26 protein-coding genes are annotated in these 23,162 nt (G+C 64.4%); 15 read left to right on the plus strand and 11 right to left on the minus strand.

Annotated elements, in window-relative coordinates; all coding sequences use genetic code 11:
* Positions 1-71: 71 nt before the first annotated feature.
* The 6 genes from hemC (at position 72) to RTCK_RS12880 (ending at position 5,984) form a co-directional block, all read left to right on the plus strand.
* A complete protein-coding gene (gene hemC / locus RTCK_RS12855; protein ID WP_142522657.1) occupies positions 72-1,001 on the plus strand; it encodes a hydroxymethylbilane synthase in 930 nt (309 codons plus the stop codon).
* Positions 1,002-1,005: 4 nt separating this feature from the next.
* Entirely contained in the window at positions 1,006-1,719 is a 714-nt protein-coding gene (locus RTCK_RS12860) for a uroporphyrinogen-III synthase (RefSeq protein ID WP_142593063.1), read from the plus strand.
* An 89-nt stretch (positions 1,720-1,808) separates the two neighbouring features.
* Positions 1,809-3,077 carry a mitofilin family membrane protein gene (locus tag RTCK_RS12865; protein ID WP_142522655.1) on the plus strand — a complete coding sequence of 423 codons (1,269 nt, stop codon included), beginning with the start codon at positions 1,809-1,811 and terminating at the stop codon, positions 3,075-3,077.
* Positions 3,078-3,088: 11 nt separating this feature from the next.
* Positions 3,089-4,714: a heme biosynthesis protein HemY gene (locus RTCK_RS12870; RefSeq protein ID WP_142522654.1), complete on the plus strand. Its 1,626-nt coding sequence runs from the start codon at positions 3,089-3,091 to the stop codon at positions 4,712-4,714.
* A gap of 11 nt (positions 4,715-4,725) precedes the next feature.
* Positions 4,726-5,190 (plus strand): tellurite resistance TerB family protein, encoded by a 465-nt coding sequence (locus RTCK_RS12875; protein ID WP_142593064.1) that lies wholly within the window; start codon positions 4,726-4,728, stop codon positions 5,188-5,190.
* Between the two features lie 5 nt (positions 5,191-5,195).
* On the plus strand, positions 5,196-5,984 hold the full coding sequence (locus RTCK_RS12880; protein ID WP_142593065.1) for a glutamine amidotransferase: 789 nt from the start codon (positions 5,196-5,198) through the stop codon (positions 5,982-5,984).
* Between the two features lie 34 nt (positions 5,985-6,018).
* Here RTCK_RS12880 and RTCK_RS12885 read toward each other — a convergent pair whose 3' ends face one another.
* Positions 6,019-7,254, minus strand: a complete 1,236-nt coding sequence (locus tag RTCK_RS12885) for an MFS transporter (protein ID WP_142593066.1) — start codon at positions 7,252-7,254, stop codon at positions 6,019-6,021.
* A 133-nt stretch (positions 7,255-7,387) separates the two neighbouring features.
* On the opposite strand from RTCK_RS12885, the gene RTCK_RS12890 reads away from it, so the two are divergent.
* Positions 7,388-7,678 carry a YggT family protein gene (locus RTCK_RS12890; RefSeq protein ID WP_142522650.1) on the plus strand — a complete coding sequence of 97 codons (291 nt, stop codon included), beginning with the start codon at positions 7,388-7,390 and terminating at the stop codon, positions 7,676-7,678.
* Positions 7,675-7,989 (plus strand): DUF167 domain-containing protein, encoded by a 315-nt coding sequence (locus RTCK_RS12895; RefSeq protein WP_142593067.1) that lies wholly within the window; start codon positions 7,675-7,677, stop codon positions 7,987-7,989. The genes RTCK_RS12890 and RTCK_RS12895 overlap by 4 nt, the downstream gene beginning before the upstream one ends.
* Here RTCK_RS12895 and ppa read toward each other — a convergent pair whose 3' ends face one another.
* The 4 genes from ppa to rplS form a co-directional block, all read right to left on the minus strand.
* Positions 7,990-8,523, minus strand: a complete 534-nt coding sequence (gene ppa, locus RTCK_RS12900; RefSeq protein WP_142522648.1) for an inorganic diphosphatase — start codon at positions 8,521-8,523, stop codon at positions 7,990-7,992. It abuts the gene before it with no gap.
* Between the two features lie 104 nt (positions 8,524-8,627).
* A complete protein-coding gene (locus RTCK_RS12905; RefSeq protein ID WP_142522647.1) occupies positions 8,628-9,137 on the minus strand; it encodes a GNAT family N-acetyltransferase in 510 nt (169 codons plus the stop codon).
* Positions 9,138-9,365: 228 nt separating this feature from the next.
* Positions 9,366-10,775, minus strand: coding sequence for a 3-isopropylmalate dehydratase large subunit (gene leuC, locus RTCK_RS12910; RefSeq protein ID WP_142593068.1), 1,410 nt, complete (start codon positions 10,773-10,775; stop codon positions 9,366-9,368).
* 310 nt (positions 10,776-11,085) lie between these two features.
* The gene (gene rplS, locus RTCK_RS12915; RefSeq protein ID WP_142522644.1) at positions 11,086-11,619 is read right to left on the minus strand and encodes a 50S ribosomal protein L19; all 534 of its coding nucleotides are present in this window, start codon (positions 11,617-11,619) and stop codon (positions 11,086-11,088) included.
* Positions 11,620-11,947: 328 nt separating this feature from the next.
* Here rplS and RTCK_RS12920 point away from each other — a divergent pair, with 328 nt between their 5' ends.
* Positions 11,948-13,396 carry an NCS1 family nucleobase:cation symporter-1 gene (locus RTCK_RS12920; RefSeq protein WP_142593069.1) on the plus strand — a complete coding sequence of 483 codons (1,449 nt, stop codon included), beginning with the start codon at positions 11,948-11,950 and terminating at the stop codon, positions 13,394-13,396.
* Positions 13,397-13,511: 115 nt separating this feature from the next.
* Positions 13,512-14,258: a sulfite exporter TauE/SafE family protein gene (locus tag RTCK_RS12925; RefSeq protein ID WP_142593070.1), complete on the plus strand. Its 747-nt coding sequence runs from the start codon at positions 13,512-13,514 to the stop codon at positions 14,256-14,258.
* Here RTCK_RS12925 and RTCK_RS12930 read toward each other — a convergent pair.
* The 6 genes from RTCK_RS12930 to ffh form a co-directional block, all read right to left on the minus strand.
* Positions 14,255-14,602: a DUF4260 domain-containing protein gene (locus RTCK_RS12930; protein WP_142593071.1), complete on the minus strand. Its 348-nt coding sequence runs from the start codon at positions 14,600-14,602 to the stop codon at positions 14,255-14,257. The two genes, RTCK_RS12925 and RTCK_RS12930, sit on opposite strands and share 4 nt — an antisense overlap.
* Before the next feature lie 4 nt (positions 14,603-14,606).
* Positions 14,607-15,296, minus strand: a complete 690-nt coding sequence (trmD, locus tag RTCK_RS12935; RefSeq protein WP_142593072.1) for a tRNA (guanosine(37)-N1)-methyltransferase TrmD — start codon at positions 15,294-15,296, stop codon at positions 14,607-14,609.
* On the minus strand, positions 15,293-15,862 hold the full coding sequence (gene rimM / locus RTCK_RS12940) for a ribosome maturation factor RimM (RefSeq protein WP_142593073.1): 570 nt from the start codon (positions 15,860-15,862) through the stop codon (positions 15,293-15,295). Before rimM ends, trmD begins: the two co-directional genes overlap by 4 nt.
* Positions 15,863-15,974: 112 nt before the next feature.
* Entirely contained in the window at positions 15,975-16,349 is a 375-nt protein-coding gene (rpsP, locus tag RTCK_RS12945) for a 30S ribosomal protein S16 (RefSeq protein WP_142522639.1), read from the minus strand.
* A gap of 40 nt (positions 16,350-16,389) precedes the next feature.
* Complete coding sequence (locus tag RTCK_RS12950; protein ID WP_142522638.1) at positions 16,390-16,707, minus strand: chorismate mutase; 318 nt, start codon at positions 16,705-16,707, stop codon at positions 16,390-16,392.
* 9 nt (positions 16,708-16,716) lie between these two features.
* On the minus strand, positions 16,717-18,285 hold the full coding sequence (gene ffh, locus RTCK_RS12955; protein WP_142593074.1) for a signal recognition particle protein: 1,569 nt from the start codon (positions 18,283-18,285) through the stop codon (positions 16,717-16,719).
* 302 nt (positions 18,286-18,587) lie between these two features.
* Between ffh and RTCK_RS12960 the strand changes: the two genes are divergently transcribed.
* From RTCK_RS12960 to mtaB, 5 genes are all read left to right on the plus strand, one after another.
* Positions 18,588-18,833, plus strand: coding sequence for a type II toxin-antitoxin system VapB family antitoxin (locus RTCK_RS12960; RefSeq protein ID WP_142522636.1), 246 nt, complete (start codon positions 18,588-18,590; stop codon positions 18,831-18,833).
* Positions 18,833-19,270, plus strand: coding sequence for a type II toxin-antitoxin system VapC family toxin (locus RTCK_RS12965; RefSeq protein ID WP_142593075.1), 438 nt, complete (start codon positions 18,833-18,835; stop codon positions 19,268-19,270). Before RTCK_RS12960 ends, RTCK_RS12965 begins: the two co-directional genes overlap by 1 nt.
* 64 nt (positions 19,271-19,334) lie before the next feature.
* Positions 19,335-20,417, plus strand: a complete 1,083-nt coding sequence (locus tag RTCK_RS12970; RefSeq protein WP_142593076.1) for an MBL fold metallo-hydrolase — start codon at positions 19,335-19,337, stop codon at positions 20,415-20,417.
* A gap of 542 nt (positions 20,418-20,959) precedes the next feature.
* A complete protein-coding gene (gene dapF, locus RTCK_RS12975) occupies positions 20,960-21,877 on the plus strand; it encodes a diaminopimelate epimerase (protein ID WP_142593077.1) in 918 nt (305 codons plus the stop codon).
* The gene (gene mtaB, locus RTCK_RS12980; protein ID WP_142593078.1) at positions 21,874-23,148 is read left to right on the plus strand and encodes a tRNA (N(6)-L-threonylcarbamoyladenosine(37)-C(2))-methylthiotransferase MtaB; all 1,275 of its coding nucleotides are present in this window, start codon (positions 21,874-21,876) and stop codon (positions 23,146-23,148) included. Before dapF ends, mtaB begins: the two co-directional genes overlap by 4 nt.
* Positions 23,149-23,162: the final 14 nt, after the last annotated feature.

The raw sequence follows: 23,162 nt of genomic DNA on the forward strand, positions 1-23,162 counted from the left end.
AGCCTATCGTTGATTGCGGGCTGGGAGAAAGCCGGTTACCAAGGCCTTCGGTTAACAATGGACGAAAGCGGATGCAAACAAAACCTTTCCGGATCGGCACGCGCGGCAGCCCGCTCGCGCTGGCGCAGGCGGCGGAAACGCGGGCGAGGCTGATGGCCGCCCACAACCTGCCCGAGGAGATGTTCGAGATCGTCGTGCTGTCCACCACCGGCGACCGCATCACCGACCGGCCGCTCAGCGAGATCGGCGGAAAGGGCCTGTTCACCCTGGAGCTGGAAGAGCAGCTGACCTCCGGCGAACTCGACTTCGCCGTGCATTCCTCCAAGGACATGCCGACGGTCCTGCCGGAAGGGCTCCACATCTCGGCCTATCTTCCGCGCGAGGACGTCCGTGACGCCCTGATCGGCCGGACGGCCTCGAGCCTGACCGCCCTTCCCGATGGCGCGATCGTCGGCACCGCGTCGCTGCGCCGCCAGGCGCTGGTGCGCCGCATCCGGCCGGACCTTCAGGTCACTGTCTTCCGCGGCTCGGTGGGGACACGGCTTCGCAAGCTCGACGAGGGGCATGTCGATGCCACGCTTCTCGCCTTCGCCGGGCTGAAGCGGCTGGCGCAGGAAGACGTGGTCACCGAGCTTCTCGATCCCGCCGAATTTCCGCCGGCACCGGCCCAGGGCGCCATCTGCATCGAGAGCCGCATCGGCGATGCGCGGGTCGACGCCCTGCTGGAAGCGGTCAACGACCGGCAGACCTATGATGCCGTCAGTTGCGAACGCGCTTTCCTCATGGCGCTCGACGGTTCCTGCCGCACGCCGATCGCCGGCTACGCCCTTTGCGAAGGCGAACACCTCCGCTTCTCCGGCCTGATCCTGACGCCGGACGGGCAGAAGGAATACTCCGTCGAGACGGAAGGGGTACGCGGGCAAGCCGAAGCGCTCGGCCGGCAGGCCGGCGAGCGTGTCCGTACCGCCGCGGGACCGGGCTTCTTCGAGACCTGGAGCTAGGCCGGTGCGCATCCTGGTCACCCGCCCCCAAGGGGCTTCGCGGCGGACGTCGCAGCGGCTGAAGGCGCTGGGCCACGATCCCGTCACCCTGCCCGTGACGGAGGCCCGGCATCATCCGGACGAGGTGCGCGACGCCCTCGACAAGCCCTACAGCGCCCTGCTGGTCACCAGCGCGGAGGCCATCCGGGTGGCGCAATCCCCCGGCACCGGCTTGGCAGGCCATCTCGGTGCGACAGTGTTCACCGTGGGCGAAGCGACGGCGAGAGCGGCACGCGAAGCCGGCTTCTCCGACGTCGAAGCGGCCGAGGGAACGGGTGCGAGCATGGTGCGGCTCTTCGCCGGGCGATGGTCGCGCCTGGCCTCGGCGGTACCCCTGCTCTATCTGGCCGGATGGCCCCGTTCACCGTCGCTTGAAGCGGGACTTGCGGAGCTTCGGATTCCCCATACTGTCGCCAGGGCCTACACCATGCGGCCGCTTGAAGTCGCACCGGAAGCGATGACGGCGGCGCTCCGGCGTCCTCCTGTCGATGCCGTCCTGTTCTATTCCCGCGAAACCGCGCGTCGCTTCTTTGAACTTGCTGCGGTTGACGACGTCCCCGGCCATGCCCGGCTTCTCTGCCTGAGCGGGAACATCATGGAGGCCGTGCCCGAGGCGCTGCGGCCCAATGTCCGCATTTCCGCCCGCCCGGATGAAGATAGCCTGCTTGCCCTCCTTTAAGCGCCGGCAAGGCTCAAAATCCGTCTCGCCCCTTCCCTTCAATCGCCCCTGTTACTAGTTTCAGGAGGAACTTGCAGAACGAGGTCTCGATGGAACCGGAAAAACCGCCCCGCCGCCCGAAGCCGAAGAAGGAACCCGCGACGATCGACCTGACGGCGGAAGAAGCGGCGGTTGCAGAACCGGTCCGCAGCAATGACACGGACGCAGCGGCCGACGGAACGCCGGATGCGTCCGTCGAAGAGAACCAGCCGCCCGAGGTCGCGCCGAACTCCGATCCGTCGCCGGCAAAGGCAGCCGAGGAGGAGCCGGTCGGCGAGCCGCCCGTGGCCGCAGAGCAGCCCGCTACCGAGCCGGTCGCCGCGGCGGAGGTCGAACGACCCGCCAGCCGACCCGGCGCGGCTGAGGAGGAGTTCTCGGCCTCCTCCGACAGGAAGCCGGCCGCCACCTCCACCCTGATTGCAGCCGGCATCTTCGGCGGCATCGTGGCGCTCGCGCTCGCCGGCAGCATGCAGTATGCCGGTTACCTTCCCGCGGTCGCCCGTTCGGCCGATGTCGGCGGCGAGATCCAGTCGCTTCGCCAGGAGATAGAAGCTCTCCGCCAGACGCCTGCCGCCCCCCCCACCGATCCTGCGCTCACGGCACGGATCGACGGCCTGGAAGCTGCTTTGGCAGAGCGCGCTCAGGATAGCGGCGCCGAAGACCGGTTCGCAGCGATCGAGCAGCAACTGACGGAAATTCGAACCGCCACACAAAGCACGGTCTCCGAAAACGCTGTGCTTCTGGAGCAGCTACAGGCACGGCTCGACGCAGCCGAGGCAAAACTGAACGAGCCGGGAGCGGAGGAAGCCGCCGCCCGCGCCATCGCCGCTGCAGCGTTGAAGGCCGCCGTCGATCGCGGCAGTTCGTTCGGCACCGAACTGGAAACCTTCGCGGCGGTCGCCCCCGACGGGCAGATTGCCGAACGGCTTCGGCCGTACAGCGATGAAGGCGTGCCGACCCGTGCGCAGCTGGTGGAACGGTTCTCCGCGGCGAGAGACCGTATTGTCGATGCGGCCGCCGCGCCGGAGCAGGATCAAGGCATCGCCGGCCGGCTGATGTCGAGCGCCCTCTCCGTCGTGAAGGTCCGACGCACCGGTGACGTCGAAGGTGATAGCCCTGACGCGATCGTCTCGCGAATGGAAGCCGCATTGGATGCAGGAGACCTTCCCGCTGCGGCCGCCGAATGGGACACCCTGCCGCAGGAGGCCAAGGATGCCTCGGCGGATTTCCGGCGGGCCCTCGATGCGCGGATCGCGGTCGACGGGCTTATCGGCGACGCGGTCACGCGGGCCGTCAGCGAAACCGGCCAGCAGAACTGAGGAATGGCGGCATGATCAGAATATTTGTGTTCATCCTCGTCGTCCTTGCTCTCGGATGGAGCTTCTCCTGGCTTGCAGACAGGCCCGGCCTGATCTCGATCACCTGGCAGGACTATCTGATCGAGACCAGCCTGATGGTGGCGGCCACCGCGCTTGCAGCCGTGATCGCGGCGATCATGATCCTCTGGTGGCTGGTGCAGTTGATCTGGACTTCGCCCCATTCCGTCCGCCGCTATTTCCGTGCCCGCAAGCGCGACCGCGGCTACCAGGCGCTCTCCACCGGGCTGATCGCCGCCGGTGCCGGCAACGCCATCCTCGCCCGCAAGATGAGCTTGCGCGCCCAGGGCCTGCTGCGTGCCGACCAGGAGCCGCTGCTCCAGTTGCTCGACGCCCAGGCCGCCCTGATCGAGGGTCGCCACGACGATGCCCGGCGACGCTTCGAGCGCATGGCCGAAGACCCGGAAACGCGCGAGCTCGGTCTGCGCGGGCTCTATGTGGAGGCACGCCGTGCCGGAGCGGACGAAGCGGCCAGACAATATGCCGAGCGCGCCGCCGAACATGCGCCCTATCTTCCCTGGGCGGCTGAGGCGACGCTGGAAGCGCGCTGTCGCGACGGCCGCTGGGACGAAGCGATCCGCCTGCTGGAACAGCAACGCATCGCCAGTGTCATCGACAGGAAGCAGGCCGACCGGTGGAAGGCGGTGCTTCTGACGGCCAAGGCCGGCGAGCGGCTGGAATCCGAGCCGAAGGCCGCGCGCGATGATGCGCTCGCGGCGCTGAAGCTCGCGAAGGATCTCGTTCCCGCCGCCGTCATTGCCGCGAAAGGCTACCTGCGCGAGGACAATATCCGCCGTGCGGCATCCGTTCTGGAAGGCGTTTGGAAAGCAGCACCTCATCCGGAGATCGCCAGAACCTATGTCCGGGCAAGAAGCGGCGACAGCGCGGTCGACCGGTTGAAGAGAGCTGAAAAGCTGGAAGCGATCCGCCCCAACAACGTCGAGTCGCTTGTCGCCGTCGCGGAAGCCGCTCTCGATGCGAGGGAACTCGAACGCGCCCGCGCCAAGGCGGAGGCCGCGGCCCGCATGGGCCCGCGGGAGAGCATATACCTCCTGCTCGCCGATATCGAGGAAGCCGATACCGGGGACCAGGGCCGCATCCGCCACTGGATGGCTCAGGCGCTTCGCGCCCCGCGCGATCCGGCATGGGTGGCGGACGGCCTCGTCTCCGAACAATGGCTGCCCATGTCGCCGGTTTCCGGCCGCATCGACGCCTTCGAATGGAAGGTCCCCTTCGGGCAGCTCGAAGGCCCCATAGAAGAAGGTGACCCCACCGGCGGGGCGATTGCGGAACTGCCCCCCGTCGCTTCCGAACCGGAGCCTGAGCAGCAACGAACGGCGGCCGTCGTGGACGTCACGCCTGCAGCGCAGCCGGAGCCGGAGCCGAGTACCGGCATGGCTGGCGACGACCGCAGGCCCGAGCAGAAGCGCGTGGTGCCGATTGCTGCAGCCATGGAAAACACGACGCAGCCGCCGAAGCCGGAAGAAGAACCCGATCCGTTCTTCGGCCGACCGCCCGATGATCCGGGCGTGAAGGATCCCGCCTCCTCGGAGCCGGCCAACCGCCTCCGGCTGTTCTGACGAGGTCCTGTATGTTCGAGCGTCTTCAGGCCTTCATCCAGAGTCTCGCCGCGAGCAGAACGGAAAGCGCTTTCGCGCCAGGCGATCCGCGTGTGGCCTTCGCGGCCCTTTGCTTCCAGGTCATGGAGGCCGACGGCACTGTATCGCAGGAGGAACAGCGGCATCTGCACGATCTTTTGCGGGAGCGCTACGACCTCGATGATGACAAGCTCGCCGAACTCGTCGATGCGGGACGCGAGGCAGGTCACGAGGCAGTCGACTATTATCGCTTCACGTCCGATCTGAACCGCCATCTGGACCCCGACCAGCGCGTCGAACTCCTTGGCGTCCTTTGGGATCTCGTCCATGCGGACGGGAGACGAAGCGAGATGGAGGATCATGTGATCTGGCGGATCGCAGATCTTCTCGGCGTTTCATCCCGCGACCGTGTCCTGCAGCGGCAGGAGGCGCAGGCACGCTCCGAGCCGGAGGCGTAACGCATTTGAACAGGCCGTTCACGCAGGCAGGAACACTCCGCAAACCGGGGAAGCTTCCCATACTGGTGGTGCTTCACCAGGAGAACTCCTCGCCAGGCCGTGTAGGCCAGATGCTGGTCGACAAGGGATATCCTCTCGACATCCGCCGCCCGGTCCTCGGCGATCCGCTTCCTGAAACGCTCCTTGGCCATTCCGGCGCCGTCATCTTCGGCGGGCCGATGAGCGCCAACGATCCTGAGCCCTATATCCGGAAGGAGACGGACTGGATCGGTGTGCCCCTGAAGGAGGACAAGCCCTTCCTCGGCATCTGTCTCGGGGCACAGATGATGGTTCGCCACCTTGGCGGCACGGTCGCGGCCCACAAGGACGGCCTGGCGGAGATCGGCTGGTATCCCCTTCGGACCACCGAGCATGGACGGCTGCTGATGCCGCATTGGCCGCAGATGGTCTATCACTTCCACCGGGAGGGATTCAGCTTGCCCCATGGCGCGCAGCGCCTTGCGGAAGGCGATGCCTATCCGAACCAGGCGATACGCTACGGACGGAATGCCTGGGGTGTCCAGTTCCACGCGGAGCTGACGCGTGCCATGATGCAGCGCTGGGTGGTGCGCGGCGAACACCGCTTCATCATGCCGAACACCCAGAAGGGCAGCGAGCATCTGGAAGGCCGGATGATCTTCGACGCACCGCTCCGGCAATGGCTCTGGAGCTTCCTCGATCTGGTCTTCGATCGGCAGGAGTGCAGGGTCGCGGCCGAGAAACGGGACGACCCGCAGGAAACCGCTCCGGCCTGAGCGAGACAGCCGGCTACCCCCGCTTCAAGGGGCGTCAGCGGTCCGGAGCATCCAGGCTGTCGATCCGGCGCAGTTGGGGAAAGCGCAGCGCCCAGAGCGCGGCGACCGCCAGCGTTCCGGCGCCGCCGATGACGACGGCGGGCACCGCACCTAAGACGGACGCCATAGTGCCGGCCCGGAACTCGCCGAGCTCGTTGGAAGCGCCGACGAACACCATGTTCACCGCATTCACCCGGCCGCGAACCTCGTCCGGCGTCCAGAGCACGATCAGCGTTTCCCGTACATAGACCGAGATCATGTCGGACGCGCCCATCAGCATGAGGGCCGCGATCGACAGCCACGCGGTATGCGAAATGCCGAAGACGATCGTCCCGGCACCGAACAGGGAGACGCCCGCGAACATCGCAACACCGGCATTGCTCCGAATGGGATAGAAGGCAAGCCATAGAGCGACGGCGACCGCCCCGATGCCGGGAGCCGCCCGCAAAAGCCCCAGGCCCCACGGGCCGAGAACCAGGATGTCGCGGGCGAAGATGGGCATCAGCGCCACGGCTCCCCCCAGGAGCACGGCGAACAGGTCGAGCGAGATGGCGCCGAGCACCACTTTTTCCTGGCCGATGAACCGGAAGCCCGCCAGGATTTCGGTCCAGCTCACGGTTTTCGATCCCGTCCGCTGGGCCGGCTTCGGGACCAGCAAGACGAGAACCACCGCCAGCGCGAGCATTCCTAGCGCCACGGAATAGGCGATGGTTGCACCCATGCCGTAAAGCAGGCCTCCAGCCACCGGTCCGACGATCGAGGCGGTCTGCCATGAGGATGAGTTCCAGGCGATGGCGTTGGCGAGATCCCGCTCCGGCACGAGGTTTGGCGCGAGCGACTGCACGGCCGGCCCCATGAAGGCCCGCTCGATGCCGAAGACCGTCAGGATCACGAAGACCACCCACGGGATGAAAAGTCCGGCACTCGTTAGCACGAGAAGAGCGAGCGCACAGGCGAACCCGACCGCAAGGCAGATCGCGACGATGGCCCGGCGGTTGTAACGGTCGGCGACGGAGCCGGTGACCAGGATGAGCAGCAGCGAGGGCAGGAACTGGAAGAGGCCGATCAGGCCCAGATAAAGAGCGCTTCCCGTCTCGTCGTACATCTGCCAGCCGACGGATACGCTGATGATCTGGATGGCGAATGCTGCAAGGAACCGGGCCGTGAAGAACCGCGCATAGGAGGCGTGTCTGAACGCTGCAAAGCGATCGCCGGTGGTGGGGGTGGGCATCGGAAGAGAACTTTCCGCAAGCGGGCGACACCGGCGCGGAGCCGTTAAACACGTTGGTCCGCTGCCCGGGCCCGGCCCTTGCCCGTTAGTTCGCCAATGTCTACATGTCTGTCAACAAGAAATGGAGACCTTGATGCTCGCGCTGTTTCAGACGATCGATCTGGCTTTGAACCTCTATACCTGGGTGCTGATCGCCAGCGCCATCTTCTCCTGGCTCTACGCCTTCAACGTCATCAATTCCCGCAACCAGTTCGTCAATGCGATCGGCACCTTCCTCTACAATGTGACGGAACCGGTGCTGAGGCCGATCCGGCGCGTCATGCCGGATCTCGGCGGCATCGACATCTCGCCGATCATCGTCCTGCTGATCATCTTCTTCCTTCGCTCGCTCCTGTGGACAAGCCTCTACCCGCTGGTTGCGTGAGCCTCCCCTACAGCCTTCACCCCGACCATGTCCGGCTGGCCGTTCGGCTGATCCCCGGCGCCGGACGGGACCGTGTGGACGGTGTAGAGAGGGCGGACGACGGATCGGTCTTCCTGAAGGCGCGCGTGACCGCCGTTCCCGAAGGAGGAAAGGCGAGCAAGGCGCTGGTGGAACTGCTGGCCAAGGCGCTCCACCTGCCGAAGAGCTCCCTGTCCATTCTCAGCGGCGAAACCGCGCGCAAAAAAATCCTCCGGATCGAAGGCGATCCGGAGGATTTGGCATCTCGGATGAAGACCCTTACCGGGTCCTGATCATTTCTTGTCGTTGAAGCGCTCGATCGCCTCGACGATCAGCCGCTTTGCGACCGAAACGTCCTGCCACCCACCGATCTTGACCCACTTCCCGGGCTCCAGGTCCTTGTAGTGCTCGAAGAAGTGCTCGATCTGCTTGAGCGTGATCTCGGGCAGGTCGCTGTAGTTTTCGATCTTGTCGTAGCGGCGCGTCAGCTTCGGCACCGGCACGGCGATGATCTTCTCGTCCTTGCCGCCGTCGTCTTCCATCACCATCACGCCGATCGGACGGACGTTGATGACGCAGCCGGGAACCAGCGGCCGAGTGTTGCAGATCAGGACGTCGATGGGGTCACCGTCTTCCGACAGGGTGTGCGGCACGAAGCCATAGTTTCCCGGATAGGTCATCGGGGTATAAAGGAAGCGGTCGACGATCAGGGCGCCGGCATCCTTGTCCATTTCATACTTGATGGGATGGCCGCCGACCGGCACTTCGACGATGACGTTGACGTCATCAGGAGGGTTTTTCCCTACGGAAATCGCATCGATACGCATTCTTCTCCCCGGGTGAGGTGTGACGATGCGCCTCGATACTGGGTATTATGCTGCAAGGCAACAAGGCTTTGGTCTGGCGCGGGATGTGCGACTGCCGGAGACTGTCAGCGGGGCCAGACGAAACCGATCTTGCGCAGCGAGGTCCCGCCGAAGTCCTCCATCCCCTCCACCATGTCGAGCCCGCCATGGCGGCGGAAGAAGCGGGCGGCATGCTCGCTGTCTTCGAGGCACCAGACTACCAGACCGTCGCAACCCAGCGATTTCAGAAGCCTGCGGCTCTCCCCGAACAGGCGGCGCCCAAGCCCGATCCCCTGGAACTCCGGCCGAAGGTAGATTTCATAGACCTCGCCATCGTAAGGCAAGGCCTTGGCGCGGTTCAGCCCGATCGTCGCATATCCGGCTATGGTGCCTGCCACGTCCAGGACGAGCAGCGTCGCCGGACCCCGTGTCGCCTTGCGCCACCATGTCTCCCCGCGCCGCTCGAGCATTTGCGTGAGCGGCTTGTGCGGGATAAGGCCTGCATAGGTCTGGCTCCACGACACGCGGTGCGTATCCGCGATCGCGGCCGCATCTTGCGGCTCGGCACGCCGCACATCTATGGATAACGTCTTCATAACGTCACTCTGAACCCAATCATCGGGCTTCGCGATAACACGATACAGTCTCGAAACGCCTTTCCCCAGCAATGGTTCTGGCGTTCCGGGATCAATGTTAACGCTTTTTTTACCCCTCCTTCAAGGCTGTGCAGGAAGGAGACACAACAATCCGGCGCAGGACCCCCGCCGGCCTACGAAAAATGCCGCCCAAGGGGCGGCATCACGTCGGAGAGGTTTCGGGTATCGTTATTTCCACTCGCGGATATCGACGAAGTGGCCGGCCACCGCCGCCGCCGCCGCCATGGCCGGCGAGACGAGATGGGTGCGGCCCTTATAGCCCTGCCGGCCCTCGAAGTTGCGGTTCGAGGTGGAGGCGCAACGCTCTTCCGGCTTCAGCCTGTCGTCGTTCATGGCCAGGCACATGGAACAGCCGGGCTCCCGCCATTCGAAGCCGGCCTCCTTGAAGATCCTGTCCAGACCCTCCGCTTCCGCCTGCTCCTTGACGAGGCCCGATCCGGGAACCACCATGGCCGAGACTGTCGGCGCGACATGCCGGCCTTCCAGCACCTTGGCGGCGGCGCGCAGGTCCTCGATGCGGCCGTTGGTGCAGGAGCCGATGAACACGCGGTCGATGGCGATGTCGGTGATCTTCGTGCCCGGCTTCAGGCCCATGTAGTCCAGCGCCCGCCACTTGGAGGCGCGCTTCGTCTCGTCCTCGATGTCGTCGGGGTTGGGCACGACGCCCTGCACCGAGATGACGTCTTCGGGGGAAGAGCCCCAGGAGACGATCGGCGGCAGGTTGGCAGCGTCCAGCACGACCACCTTGTCGAAATGGGCGCCTTCATCCGTGTGCAGCGTCTTCCAATATTCCAGTGCCATGTCCCAAGCGGTACCCTTCGGGGCCCGCGGCTTGTCCTTGATATAGGCGAAGGTCGTCTCGTCCGGGGCGATGAAGCCGGCGCGGGCGCCGCCTTCGATCGTCATGTTGCAGATCGTCATGCGGCCTTCCATCGACAGCGAGCGTATCGCTTCGCCCGCAAACTCGATGACGTGGCCGGTGCCGCCGGCGGTGCCGATCTCGCCGATGATGGCGAGGATGATGTCCTTGGCGGTCACGCCTTCGGGCAGCTTCCCGTCGACGCGCACCAGCATGTTCTTCGCCTTCTTCTGCACCAGCGTCTGGGTCGCGAGAACATGCTCGACCTCCGACGTGCCGATGCCATGCGCCAGCGCCCCGAAGGCGCCGTGGGTCGAGGTATGGCTGTCTCCGCAGACGATGGTCATGCCCGGCAACGTGAAGCCCTGCTCGGGCCCGACGATATGGACGATGCCTTGCCGCTTGTCCTTTTCCGAATAGTACTCGACGCCGAAGTCGTGGGCATTCTGCGCCAGCGCCTCGACCTGGATCCGGCTTTCCTCGTTCTTGATGCCGATATGGCGGTCCGGCGTGGTCGGCACGTTATGGTCGACGACGGCAAGCGTCTTTTCCGGCGCGCGGACCCTGCGGCCGGCCATGCGCAGGCCCTCGAAGGCCTGCGGGCTCGTCACCTCGTGAACGAGGTGACGGTCGATGTAGAGGAGACAGGTTCCGGTCTCGTCCTGGCTGACGACGTGGTCGTCCCAGATCTTGTCGTACAGGGTGCGGGGTGCGCTCATGGCTGCCATCCATTGGAATGCGAAAACGGGGGAAGTCCGGCATTGCCGCTGCCGGTGCGGCATGGATCGCTCAGCTAAGTCGGCCGGTCAGAGCGCCGTGGATGCGCGCGAAGAAGCGTGCCGGCAGACGCTTGTGGTCCTGCAGCACGATGAACTGGTTCGCGAGGCATCCGAATTTCGATCCCATGGGGCCGTTATTAGCAGTTTTGCGACAGGCGTTCAACATGAACCCACTCTGTCCGCGAAACCCAGAGAAAAACAGAAAAGGCGGCCCGAGAGCCGCCTTCCGGATGTCCGATGGGACGGAAGCTTATTCTGCGGAAGCCTCTGCAGCCTTTGCTTCCTCTGCAGCCTTCGCTTCAGCGGCCTCGGCTGCTGCCTTCTCGGCAGCGAGCGCCTGGGCGGCTGCGACCTTCTCGGCCTCGATGCGTGCCTTTTCCTCGGCAACGGCAGCGCGCTCGGCTTCGTTCAGCTTACGGGCGCGGGTACCGGTGTTCTCGACGATACGGGCAGACTTGCCGCGGCGGTCGCGCAGGTAGTAGAGCTTGGCGCGACGGACCTTGCCGCGACGGATGACTTCGACGCCCTCGACGAGCGGCGAGTAAACCGGGAATACGCGCTCGACGCCTTCGCCGTAGGAAATCTTGCGGACGGTGAAGCTCTCGTTGATGCCGCCGCCGGAGCGGGCGATGCAAACGCCTTCATAGGCCTGGATACGGGTCCGGGTACCTTCACGGACGCGCACGTTAACACGGACGGTGTCACCGGCTTCGAACTCGGGGAGCTTGCGCTGGGCTTCGATCTTGGCGGCCTGTTCGGCTTCCAGTTCCTGGATGATGTTCATTGTCAAACCTTTCCGTTCTTCTGAAACAGCCAGAGCGCTCGATCATCCTTTGGCCATGCCTCCGGAGTTCGCCCCTTTTTCGGGCAAGAGCGGGTTCGCCATTCTTTGCTTGCTGGTCGACGGGGAAACCCCATTTCCGCGTGGGCCAATACAGGAAAGAATCCGGTTTGTCATCCCTCGGCCCGAAGAATCCTCGGTCGCGGCGGGGGGCCAAAGTATTTCTTCGCCCGATCAGGTTGTGAGCGCCCCATAAAGATTTGTCGAATCACAGGATTGGTCGCAGGATTGCAACTGGACCTCCTGGTCCGCAATAACGGGGAACAAAATCATGACCATCAGCAATCCATCGCCTTCCTTATACAATGAGGATCTTGCGCCCGCCGAAGAGCGCAAGTGGGGCGCCTTCAGCATCTTCAACGTCTGGACCTCCGACGTTCACAGCCTCTGGGGCTATTACCTCGCGGCGAGCCTCTTCCTGCTTTGCGGCAGCTTCGTCAATTTCGTCCTCGCCATCGGCATCGGCTCGCTGGTGATCTTCTTCCTCATGACCCTGGTGGGGAATGCCGGAGTAAGGACAGGTGTGCCCTTCCCGGTTCTAGCGCGTGCCTCCTTCGGGACCTTCGGGGCAAATGTTCCGGCCATCGTCCGGGCCATCGTCGCCTGCTTCTGGTACGGAGCGCAGACGGCTGCCGCCTCCGGCGCCATCGTGGCGCTTCTCATCCGCGACGAAGGCATGCTGGCGTTTCACCAGAACAGCCACATGCTGGGACACTCGACGCTCGAGGTCATCTGCTATGTCGTCGTCTGGGGACTGCAACTGCTGATCATCCAGCGCGGCATGGAAACAGTCCGCAAGTTCCAGGATTGGGCAGGCCCGGCAGTCTGGGTCATGATGCTGATCCTCGCCGTCTATCTCGTCATCAAATCCGGCACGTTCTCCTTCGGGTCGGAAATCCCCCGCGACGTCCTGATCGAGAAGACGAAGGATGCCGGCATTCCCTACGAGCCGGGAACACTTGCAGCACTCGCAGCCGTCGCCGCGACGTGGATCACATACTTCGCGGCCCTCTACCTGAACTTTTGCGATTTCTCCCGCTATGCGAAGGACGAGAAGACGCTGCGCAAGGGTAATCTGTGGGGCCTGCCCATCAACCTTCTTGCCTTCTGCCTCGTGGCCGGCGTCACCACGACCGCGGCCTATACGGTCTATGGCGAGGTACTCCTGCACCCGGACCAGATATCCGCCAAGTTCGAAAGCTGGTTCCTTGCGCTGCTCGCGGCACTCACCTTCGCGGTGGCCACCCTTGGCATCAACGTGGTGGCGAACTTCGTCTCGCCCGCCTTCGACTTCGCAAACGTCTTTCCGCGCAGGATCAACTTCAAGCGCGGCGGCTATATCGCCGCCCTGATCGCCCTGGTGCTCTATCCCTTCGCGCCGTGGGAGACCGGAGCGGCGAACTTCGTCAACTTCATCGGATCGACGATGGGGCCGATCTTCGGGGTGATGATGGTGGACTACTACCTGATCCGGAAGAGCCGGCTCGATGTGGCTGCACTCTACGATGAGAATGGCGAATTCCGCTTCCGGAACGGCTGGCACGGCAATGCATTCATCGCCTTTGCCGTGGGTGCCCTTTTCTCCTCCATCCTGCCCACCTTCACCTCTGTGCTTCCCGATTGGTGGGGAACCTATGGATGGTTCTTCGGCGTCGCCGTCGGCGGTGGCGTCTACTTTGGCCTGGGGATGCGCAGTCGCCGCAATCCCGCCTTTGCCTGAGGCGGATTTATCTGTACACGCGAACCAAGGATGCCGGGCAGCAGTGCCCGGCATTTTGACGAGACGACACCGCCCCCCGGACGGTGCTGAGGCCGGAAATCAGGGAACTGCCTTTATGACCATTGCCACCATGCTGCTGCTGTTCACTTCGGCATTTCTTGCAGGCGCGGTCAATGCGATTGCCGGCGGCGGCACGTTCCTGACCTTCGGTGCGCTGACCCTCGTCGGCATGCCCCCGATCACCGCCAATGCGACCTCCTCGATCACGCAGTTCCCCGGCTATATCACGTCGACGTTCGCCTATCGCGATGAGATCGCCAAGAGCTGGCGAAGCGCGATCGCGCTTTCGATCGTCTCCGTCATCGGGGCACTCGGCGGATCGCTGCTCCTCCTGTCGCTCGACAACCCGTCCTTCCGCCGGATCGTGCCGTGGCTGCTCGCGGCGGCGACCGCCATCTTCGCGGCCGGCCCGTGGCTGAAGCCGAAGTCTTCCGCCGAAAAGCCTGTCAACGCGCCGACGAGCATCGTGGCGCAGTTCTTTACCTCCATCTATGGCGGCTTCTTCGGCGCCGGCATGGGGATCATGATGCTCGCCGTCCTCGGCATCACCTCCGGCGGCAGCTATCACCACCTGAACGCGCTGAAGAACCTCCTGTCGATCCTGATCGCGGCGGTCGCCATCGTCATCTTCGTCGGCGGCGGCGTGGTCGCCTGGCCGCAGGCGCTGGTGATGATCCCGGGCGTGGCCCTCGGCGGCTATGCCGGGGTGTGGATGGCCCGGCGCGTACCGCAGACGGTGATGCGGGTGATCGTCGTCGCCGTCGGCGTGATGCTGACTACCTACTACTTCGTCACCGGCTAGCCGATCCGTCCGAGATGGGTGTCCTTGAAGCCGCTCTGGTGCTTCAGGCCATAGCCGAGCGCTCTGTCGAACCCGATGTGGAAGATCCAGATCAAGGCGAGCGGAGCAGCCGGATCCCAGCCGAGAAGGTAGCCTGAGACCAGGAGCAGACCGACGCCGAGGAAGCTGTGCAGCGCATTGTAGCAGATAGCGCCGAACCGTGAGCCGAACAGGTAACCCAACATGGCAAGGTCCGGCACCAGCACGAGCAGCAGGAACAGCCACCATCCCGCGTCCACATGCCAATAGGTGGCCAGCGCCACGAACGCTATGGCCGCGTTTTCAAGCCGCACTAACGCGGTCACGGGATCAATCCTGCTCTGACTGGAGAAGGTCCGGCCGGCGCTCGCGCGTCAGCGCCAGCGCCTGCTCGTGCCGCCATTTCTCGATTGCCGCATGGTTGCCGGAGGTCAGCACCGCCGGAATCTCCCTACCCTCGAAGACCTGCGGACGGGTGTAGTGCGGATATTCGAGCAGCCCGCCCTCGAAGCTTTCATGGGTGCCGGAAAGGGCATTGCCCATGACGCCGGGCAGGATGCGAACCACCGCGTCGAGCAGCGTCAGCGCTGCGGACTCGCCGCCGGAGAGAATATAATCGCCGATCGAGATTTCCTCAAGCTCGCGCGCCTCGATCACCCGCTGGTCCACCCCCTCGAACCGGCCGCAGACGATCACCACGCCGTCGCCGGCTGCCAGTTCCCGCACCCGCGTCTGGGTAAGCGGTTTCCCGCGCGGGCTCATCAGCAGCCGCGGCCGGTCGTCGCCGGCCGAGACATGATCGATGGCCTTCGCCAGTATGTCCGGCTTCAGCACCATCCCCGCGCCGCCGCCCGCTGGCGTGTCGTCCACCGTGCGGTGACGATCACTGGCAAAATCGCGGATCTGCACCGGCTCGATTGACCACTGGCCGCGCTCCAGCGCCTTGCCGGCGAGCGAAGAGCCGAGATGACCGGGAAACATCTCCGGGTGGAGCGTCAGGACCGTGGCGCGGAAGGTCATGGCGCCCCGCCGTCCGGCTTGCTCTTGGGGGGGTTGCGATCCTCGGGATCCTCGAGGAGGCCCGCCGCACGGGGATCGATCAGGATTCGTCCTGCTTCCAGATCGATCTCCAGCACGGCCGCCTCGGAAAACGGGATGAGCGCCGGCCGGCGGCCCGGCCCCTTCAGTTCGAGCAGGTCGCCCGCACCGAAATCGAACACGCCGCTGACGGTGCCGTAACTCTTGCCGGTCTCGTCGACCGCCTCCAGCCCTTCGAGATCCGCGTAGTAGAACTCGTCGTCGTCCAGTTCGTCGTCCGGCAGGTTCTCCCGCTCGATATAGAGTTCGAGGCCGTTCAACGCCTCGGCGGCATCGCGGTCGTTGACGCCGCGAAAGCGGACGATGACGACATTCTTCGCCTCACGGATCTCCAGGATCTCGAAGACGCGGCCGTCCCTGCTGTGCAGGTGGCCGTAATCGCCGAGCGCCATGGGATCCTCGGTGTAGGCGCGCACTCGCACCTCGCCACGCAGGCCCTGTGCCGCACCGATTGTCGCCATGAGGATCGGGTTCTGGAGCTTCGTCATGCGCATCATCCGGATGGTTCAGGCGCTTGTACCGGTAGTGCCGGCAAATGAAAACAGAAAACGGGCGGCACGTTTCCGTACCGCCCGTTCATCCGCAAAATACGGATCGATATTACTCGGCAGCAGCTTCCGCAGCAGCGGCCTTGGCGTCTTCCGCCTTCTGGGCCTTCTCGGCGGCGCGCTCCTCGGCCTTCTTGCCAGGCTTGCCCTTGTCCGGGTTGTTGCGGGCTTCGCGCTGGGCGATGCCGGCTTCGGCAAGGAAGCGCAGGACGCGGTCGGTCGGCTGGGCGCCCTTGGCGATCCATTCCTGGATGCGCTCGACGTTCAGTTCGACGCGCCTCTCGTCGCCCTTTGCAAGCATCGGGTTCCAGGAGCCGAGCTTCTCGAGGAAGCGGCCGTCGCGGGGCGCGCGGGCGTCGGCAACGACGACATGGTAGTACGGACGCTTCTTGGAACCGCCGCGGGCGAGACGAATCTTCAGGGACATTTTCTTACTCCTTCAAGTCTTTCTGTCGGTCCGCCTGATGTCAGGCGGGTTGTTTCGTACCGCCGTGCTCGGCGGCGATGGCTTCATGGTGCCGGATCACTTCCCTGATCACGAAGTTCAGGAATTTTTCCGCGAAATCCGGGTCCAGATGAGCGTCCTTCGCCAGCCGGCGGAGGCGTTCGATCTGGTATTCCTCGCGCGCCGGGTCTGCCGGCGGCAAATCGTACTGCGCCTTCAGGAGGCCGACTTCCTTGGTGCAGCGGAAGCGCTCGGCGAGCATGTGCACCAGTGCGGCGTCGATGTTGTCGATCGACTGGCGGTAGCTGTGGAGCTTTTCTCTGACGTCCTGCTCGACCATTGCTTGCCCTCACTTCTTCTTCGGCAGACCGGGAAGACCCGGAAAACCGCCGCCAAGGCCGGGCAGACCACCCATGCCCGGCATCCCGCCGCCCGGAAGACCCGGCATGGAGCCCGGCTTGAACCCTGCGGCTTCCGCCTGCTTCTGCAGCGCTTCGAGCTGCTTGGGGTCGAGCTTGGACAGATCCGGCATGCCGCCGAGGCCGCCCATTCCGCCCCCGAGCCCCATCTTGGAGGCAAGGCCGCCCATCATCTGCTTCATCATGCCGCCGCCCTTGCCCTTGCCACCCATGGCCTTCATCATGTCGGCCATCTGGCGGTGCATCTTGAGCAGCTTGTTGATTTCCGCGGCATCGGTGCCGGAGCCGGCGGCGATTCGCTTCTTGCGGGAATGCTTGAGGATATCCGGATTGGCGCGCTCGGCCTTGGTCATCGAGGAGATGATGGCGAGTTGGCGGTCGAACATCTTGTCGTTCATGCCGGAGGCGGCGAGCTTGTCCTTCATGCCGGCCATGCCCGGCATCATGCCCATGATGCCGCCCATGCCGCCGAGCGATTTCATCTGCTTTAGCTGTTCGGCCAGATCGTTCAGGTCGAACTTGCCCTTGGCCATCTTCTCGGCCATGGCGCGCGCCTTTTCGGCGTCGATGTTCTCTGCAGCCTTTTCGACCAGGGAGACGATGTCGCCCATGCCGAGGATACGGTCGGCGATGCGGCGGGGATGGAATTCCTCCATCTCCGTCATCTTCTCGCCCGTGCCGATCAGCTTGATCGGCTTGCCGGTGACGGCGCGCATGGAAAGTGCCGCACCACCGCGGCCGTCGCCGTCCATGCGGGTGAGAACAAGGCCGGTGATGCCAACGCGTTCGTCAAAGTTGCGGGCGAGGTTGACGGCGTCCTGGCCGGTCAGGCTGTCGGCGACGAGCAGGATTTCATGCGGATTGGACTTCCGCTTGATCTCCGCCATCTCCTGCATCAGCGGCTCGTCGATATGGGTACGGCCGGCGGTGTCGAGGATGACGACGTCGTGGCCGCCGAGCTTGGCGGCCTGCACGGTGCGCGCGGCGATGTCCGTCGGCGACTGGCCTGCGATGATCGGCAGCGTGTCGACTTGCGTCTGGACGCCGAGCTGGCGCAACTGTTCCTGGGCTGCCGGACGTCGCGTGTCGAGCGACGCCATCAGCACCTTCTTCTTCTCGCGGTCCGTCAGCCGCTTGGCGATCTTGCCGGTGGTCGTCGTCTTGCCCGACCCCTGCAGGCCGACCATCATGATGACGACCGGAGCCGGCGCATGCAGGTCGATCCCGACGCCTTCCGAACCCAGCATCTCGATCAGTTCGTCATGGACGATCTTGACGACCATCTGGCCGGGCTTGATCGATTTCAGCACTTCCGCGCCGACGGCCTTCTCGCGGACCTTGTCGGTGAAAGCGCGGACGACCTCGAGCGACACGTCCGCTTCCAGCAGCGCACGGCGAACCTCGCGCAGCGCTGCGGAGACATCCGCCTCGCTCAATGCGCCACGGCCGGTCAGTCCATTCAGGATGGAGCCAAGACGGTCCTGGAGGTTTTCGAACATCCGTGTCTTCCTTCTTCGTTTCCGGTGCCCGGAAACGTCGGGTCTTTCCGAGACGAAAACAAGACGCCCAGAAGCGGGCAAAGCCAAAAAGCACCCGAGGGCGCAACGCGCTGTCGGGTGTTGACCTCCGGGCTCGGTAAAATCGGCCCCGGTCGGCGGCTCCAAGTCTTGTCACTTGTCAGCAGATGCGGGCGATAAACAGGAAAAGGCAGCGGAAGTCAAGCTGCGCAGCTGCCAAGGCAACACTTGCGGGAATATTCACCGCGGCTATAGTGAATATTCTTGGGTGGAAGGCAAGACCAATGTCCCTGTATATACGCGATGCCAAGGTCAACGAACTTGCCGACGAGCTCATGCGCCGGCTCGGCACACGGACGAAAACGGAAGCTGTGCGCGTGGCGCTCGAGAACGAGCTCGAACGCGCTGGCAAGGAAGCGACGCTAGAAGAACGCATCCGGGAAATTCAGGATCGGGTCGCCGCCAGGATGGGACCGCATTCCGTCGAATTCGACCAAAAGGCCTATATGGACGAGATGTGGGAAGACTGATGTTCCTGGATGCTTCGGCAGTCGTCGCCATCATGACGCGAGAGGAAGGAGCGGACGTCCTGCTCGCCAGGATCGAGAGCTCACGGACTGCCGTTCAATACTCATCGCTAACAGTCTTTGAAGCAGTCATAGCGATCGCCCGCAAAACTGCGATCAGTCTGCACGGTGACCAGCGGCCCACGCCGCCAAAGGTCATTGCGGAGGCGCAGACAGATGTCGATGACTTTCTGAAGAGCGTCGGAGCTGTAGAGATTGCACTCCCGGCAGGCCTGCACGCCACCGCCCTTGAGGCCGCCCGCACCTACGGCCGCTTTGTCGGACATCCCGCCAGGCTCAACTTCGGCGATTGCTTCTCCTATGCCGCGGCAAAGTCTTTGAAGGCGCCCCTTCTCTTCGTCGGCGACGATTTCAGCAAGACCGACATCAAGATCGCGTAATCGTGTACGCCGGCCCTCACGGCCAGGCCTCCCGCTCACCGACGCGCCCTGCTACATAAACCGCATGAACCGTCGCAAATTCCTCCAATGGTCCGGGCTCGCAGCCCTTGCCGCGCTCGCCGGTGGCGTCACGGCAAGGAGCGCCATGGCCGGCAACAAATATTATTCCGGGCCCGTCACCGATCACTTCGACGGCAAGCTCTTCTTCAACCCCGACGGCGAGGAGCCGAGCGGCTTCCTGAACCTCGTTCGCTGGAAGCTCGGCAATGGCAACAAGGCCTGGCCGGACAGTTTCCCCAGTCCGTTTCCACAGGCTGTGCCTGAAGAACGGATAACAGGTGACCGGCTGGTGGTCACCATGGTCGGCCACGCATCGTTCCTGATCCAGGTCGCAGGCCTGAATATCCTGACCGATCCGGTGTGGGACGAGCGCGCAAGCCCCGTTCGTTTCGCCGGACCGAAGCGGGTCAACCCGCCCGGCATCAACATGGGCGACCTGCCGCCCATTGACCTCGTCATCGTCACCCACAACCACTACGACCACATGGATCTGGAGACGCTCTGGGTGCTCCAGGGCCGCGATAAGCCCCGCTTCGTCACGCCCCTCGGCAACGACGACATCATCCGCGCCCGTGTAGAGGATGGACGTTTCGACGTCATGGATTGGGGCGATCGGCTGGAGGTCGGCCGTGGCGTCACCCTTCATTGCGAACCCTGCCATCACTGGTCGGCACGCGGTCTCGGCGACCGCCGCATGGCGCTGTGGGCCGCCTTCGTGATCGAGACGCCCGCCGGCAAGATCTACCATATCGGTGACACCGGCTTCCATCGGGGGATCAACTATCGCGCGGCACGGGAAAAGCATGGCGGCTTCCGTCTCGCCAACCTGCCCTTCGGCGCCTATGAGCCGCAATGGTTCATGAAGGCGCAGCACCAGAACCCCGATGAGGCCGTGGAGGGCATGCTCCTGTGTGATGCCGCCCATGTTGCCGGGCATCACTGGGGCACCTTCAAGCTGACGGATGAAGGAATCGAGGAGCCGGTGGAGGCGCTCCATGGGGCGCTCGATGCACGCAGCCTGCCGCGCGACCGTTTCCGCCCGATGCGGCCGGGCGAAGTCTTCGAGGTTCCGGCAGCCGCCAGCTGATCCCGTTAAGGGGGATGAATCCGCGGGTGCATCTCAACAGAATGAATGACTTGGCGCCTTCGGGATTCACATGGTCGGAAAGTGGGCGATACTTGGCCTGCTTCCGTCGCCGGAGTGTTTCGCGAGACGTTCGCGGGCAGGCGGGAGCCGGCGCCCTGTCCCGATGCCGTAACGTGCGGTGAGGGCAGGGAGGTGAAAGGCATGGCGGAGCATCCAGGATGTGCCGCCTATCAAGCCTCCCCCGGGTCGCCAGGCCCGGTTCGGTTGAGCCGTCCAAGCGCAGGAGCGATCCTGCGTGCAGCGAGGCGAGACGATCACCTGTAGGGACCGGAAGTCCCGAAAGAACGCCGAAGGCCACGCACATGCGGAGCCACACTTACATACTTTGAGAGGTTTCGCATGTGCGTGCGCTCTCCTTTGCAATAACTCCAACCGCGCCGGCACCCCGGTAGCGGTGGCGACGCATGTCCGCGCTCTGGTAATTACCGGCCGTTTCCGCCATATACGGCCGGAAGCGGCACGGCCCAACGGGATCGAAGGCAATGGCAGGACTGGTTGAATTCGCGAAGATGAACGGGCTTGGCAACAAGATCCTCGTCGTCGACATGCGTGGCCGCCCGGACAAGGTGACGCCGGAAGCGGCGGTCGCGTTGAACGCCGATCCGCAGACCCAGTTCGACCAGATCATGGCGATCCACGATCCGAAGGCGCACGGCACCGACGCCTGGATCGACATCCTGAATTCGGACGGATCCAAAGCGCAGGCCTGCGGCAACGGTACCCGCTGCGTCGTGCAGGCGCTCGCCGCCGAGACCGGCCGCAAGTCCTTCACCTTCCAGACCGTCGCCGGTGTCCTGAATGCCAAGGAGCACGAGGACGGCACCATCTCCGTGGACATGGGCCGGCCCGTCTTCAACTGGAACCGGATTCCGCTGTCGGAGGAATTTTTCGATACCAGCCGTATCGAGCTGCAGATCGGCCCGATCGACGCGCCGCTACTCCATTCGCCCTCGGTCATGTCTATGGGCAATCCGCATGCGATCTTCTGGGTGGAGCGGGACCCGATGACGTTCGATCTGGAGCGCTTCGGGCCGCTCCTGGAAAATCACCCGATGTTCCCTGAAAAGGCGAACATCACGCTGGCGCAGGTGACCTCCGGAAACTCGCTGCGCACCCGCACCTGGGAGCGTGGCGCCGGCCTGACGCTTGCCTGCGGCTCGGCCGCCTGCGCTGCCGCCGTGTCCGCCGCCCGTACTGGCCGCACCGGCCGCACGGTGACGATCGATGTCGCATCGAGCCCCACCCGCCAGCCTCTCGTCATCGAATGGCGCGAAGACGATCACGTCGTCATGACCGGCCCCGCCGAATGGGAATGGTCCGGCAAGGTCGACCCCGCGACCGGTGCCTTCAGCCGTGATCCCGAGGCAACGAACCATGGGCAGGGGGCTCAGGCGCATTGAGCGGCGTCGAGGTCATCACCTTTGGCTGCCGGCTCAACACCTATGAGTCGGAAGTGATGCGGGCTGAGGCCGAGAAGGCCGGGCTCAACAATGCCGTATTGGTCAATACCTGTGCCGTCACGGGAGAAGCCGTGCGCCAGGCGCGTCAGGCCATCCGCCGCGCCCGCCGCGAAAATCCCCATGCCCGCATCATTGTCACCGGCTGCGCTGCCCAGACCGAGAAGCAGGTCTTCGCCGAAATGGCCGAAGTGGATGCGGTGCTCGGCAATGAGGAAAAGCTGAACGCTGCGTCCTACCTGGCCCTTCCGGATTTCGGCGTTTCGGCGGAAGAAAAGCTCAGGGTTAACGACATCATGAGCGTGAAGGCCACCGCGCCGCAGATGGTGAAGCACATCGATGGCCACGTGCGGGCCTTCATCCAGGTGCAGAACGGCTGCGACCACCGCTGCACCTTCTGCATCATTCCCTACGGCCGCGGCAATTCACGCTCCGTGCCGATGGGGGCCGTAGTCGATCAGGCGCGCAAGCTGGTGCATAGCGGTTATCGGGAGATCGTTTTGACCGGCGTCGACGCCACAAGCTATGGCGCAGACCTGCCGGGCCAGCCCTCGCTCGGCTATCTTGCCAAGACTCTGCTGCGGCAGGTCCCGGAAATCCTCCGGCTACGCCTCTCGTCGATCGACAGCATCGAGGCGGACCGGCACCTCTGGGACCTGATCGCCGACGAGCCCCGTTTCATGCCGCACCTGCACCTGTCGCTGCAGCACGGCGACGACATGATCCTGAAGCGCATGAAGCGCCGCCACAGCCGCGCCGATGCACTGTCCTTTGTCGAGCAGGCGCGGCGCCTGCGTCCTGACATCGCCTTCGGCGCGGACATGATCGCCGGCTTCCCGACGGAAACGGAGGAGATGTTCGAGAATGCCGCGATGCTGGCGGAGGAAGCGGGCCTCGCCTTCCTGCACGTCTTCCCCTACAGCCCCCGTCCCGGCACGCCGGCGGCGCGCATGCCGCAGCTCGACCGATCGCTGGTCAAGGAGCGAGCCGCGCGTCTGCGTGCCCGTGGCGATGCGCTGCATCGGGCCCATCTCGACCGCATGACCGGAAGCGAGCAGACGATCATCGTCGAGATGAACGGCATGGCCCATACCGAAAACTTTTCGCTGGTCGCAGCGCCCGGGCTTGTTCCCCGCGAGATCCGGCGCGTTATCATTACCGGCCACAACGGCAAACATCTCGATATGGAGGTTGCGCCGGCACTGGCGGCGTAACCGGAGCGGAATTC

The sequence above is a fragment of the Pseudorhizobium endolithicum genome, from assembly GCF_902153245.2.
GTDB classification, from domain to species: Bacteria; Pseudomonadota; Alphaproteobacteria; order Rhizobiales; family Rhizobiaceae; genus Neorhizobium; species Neorhizobium endolithicum.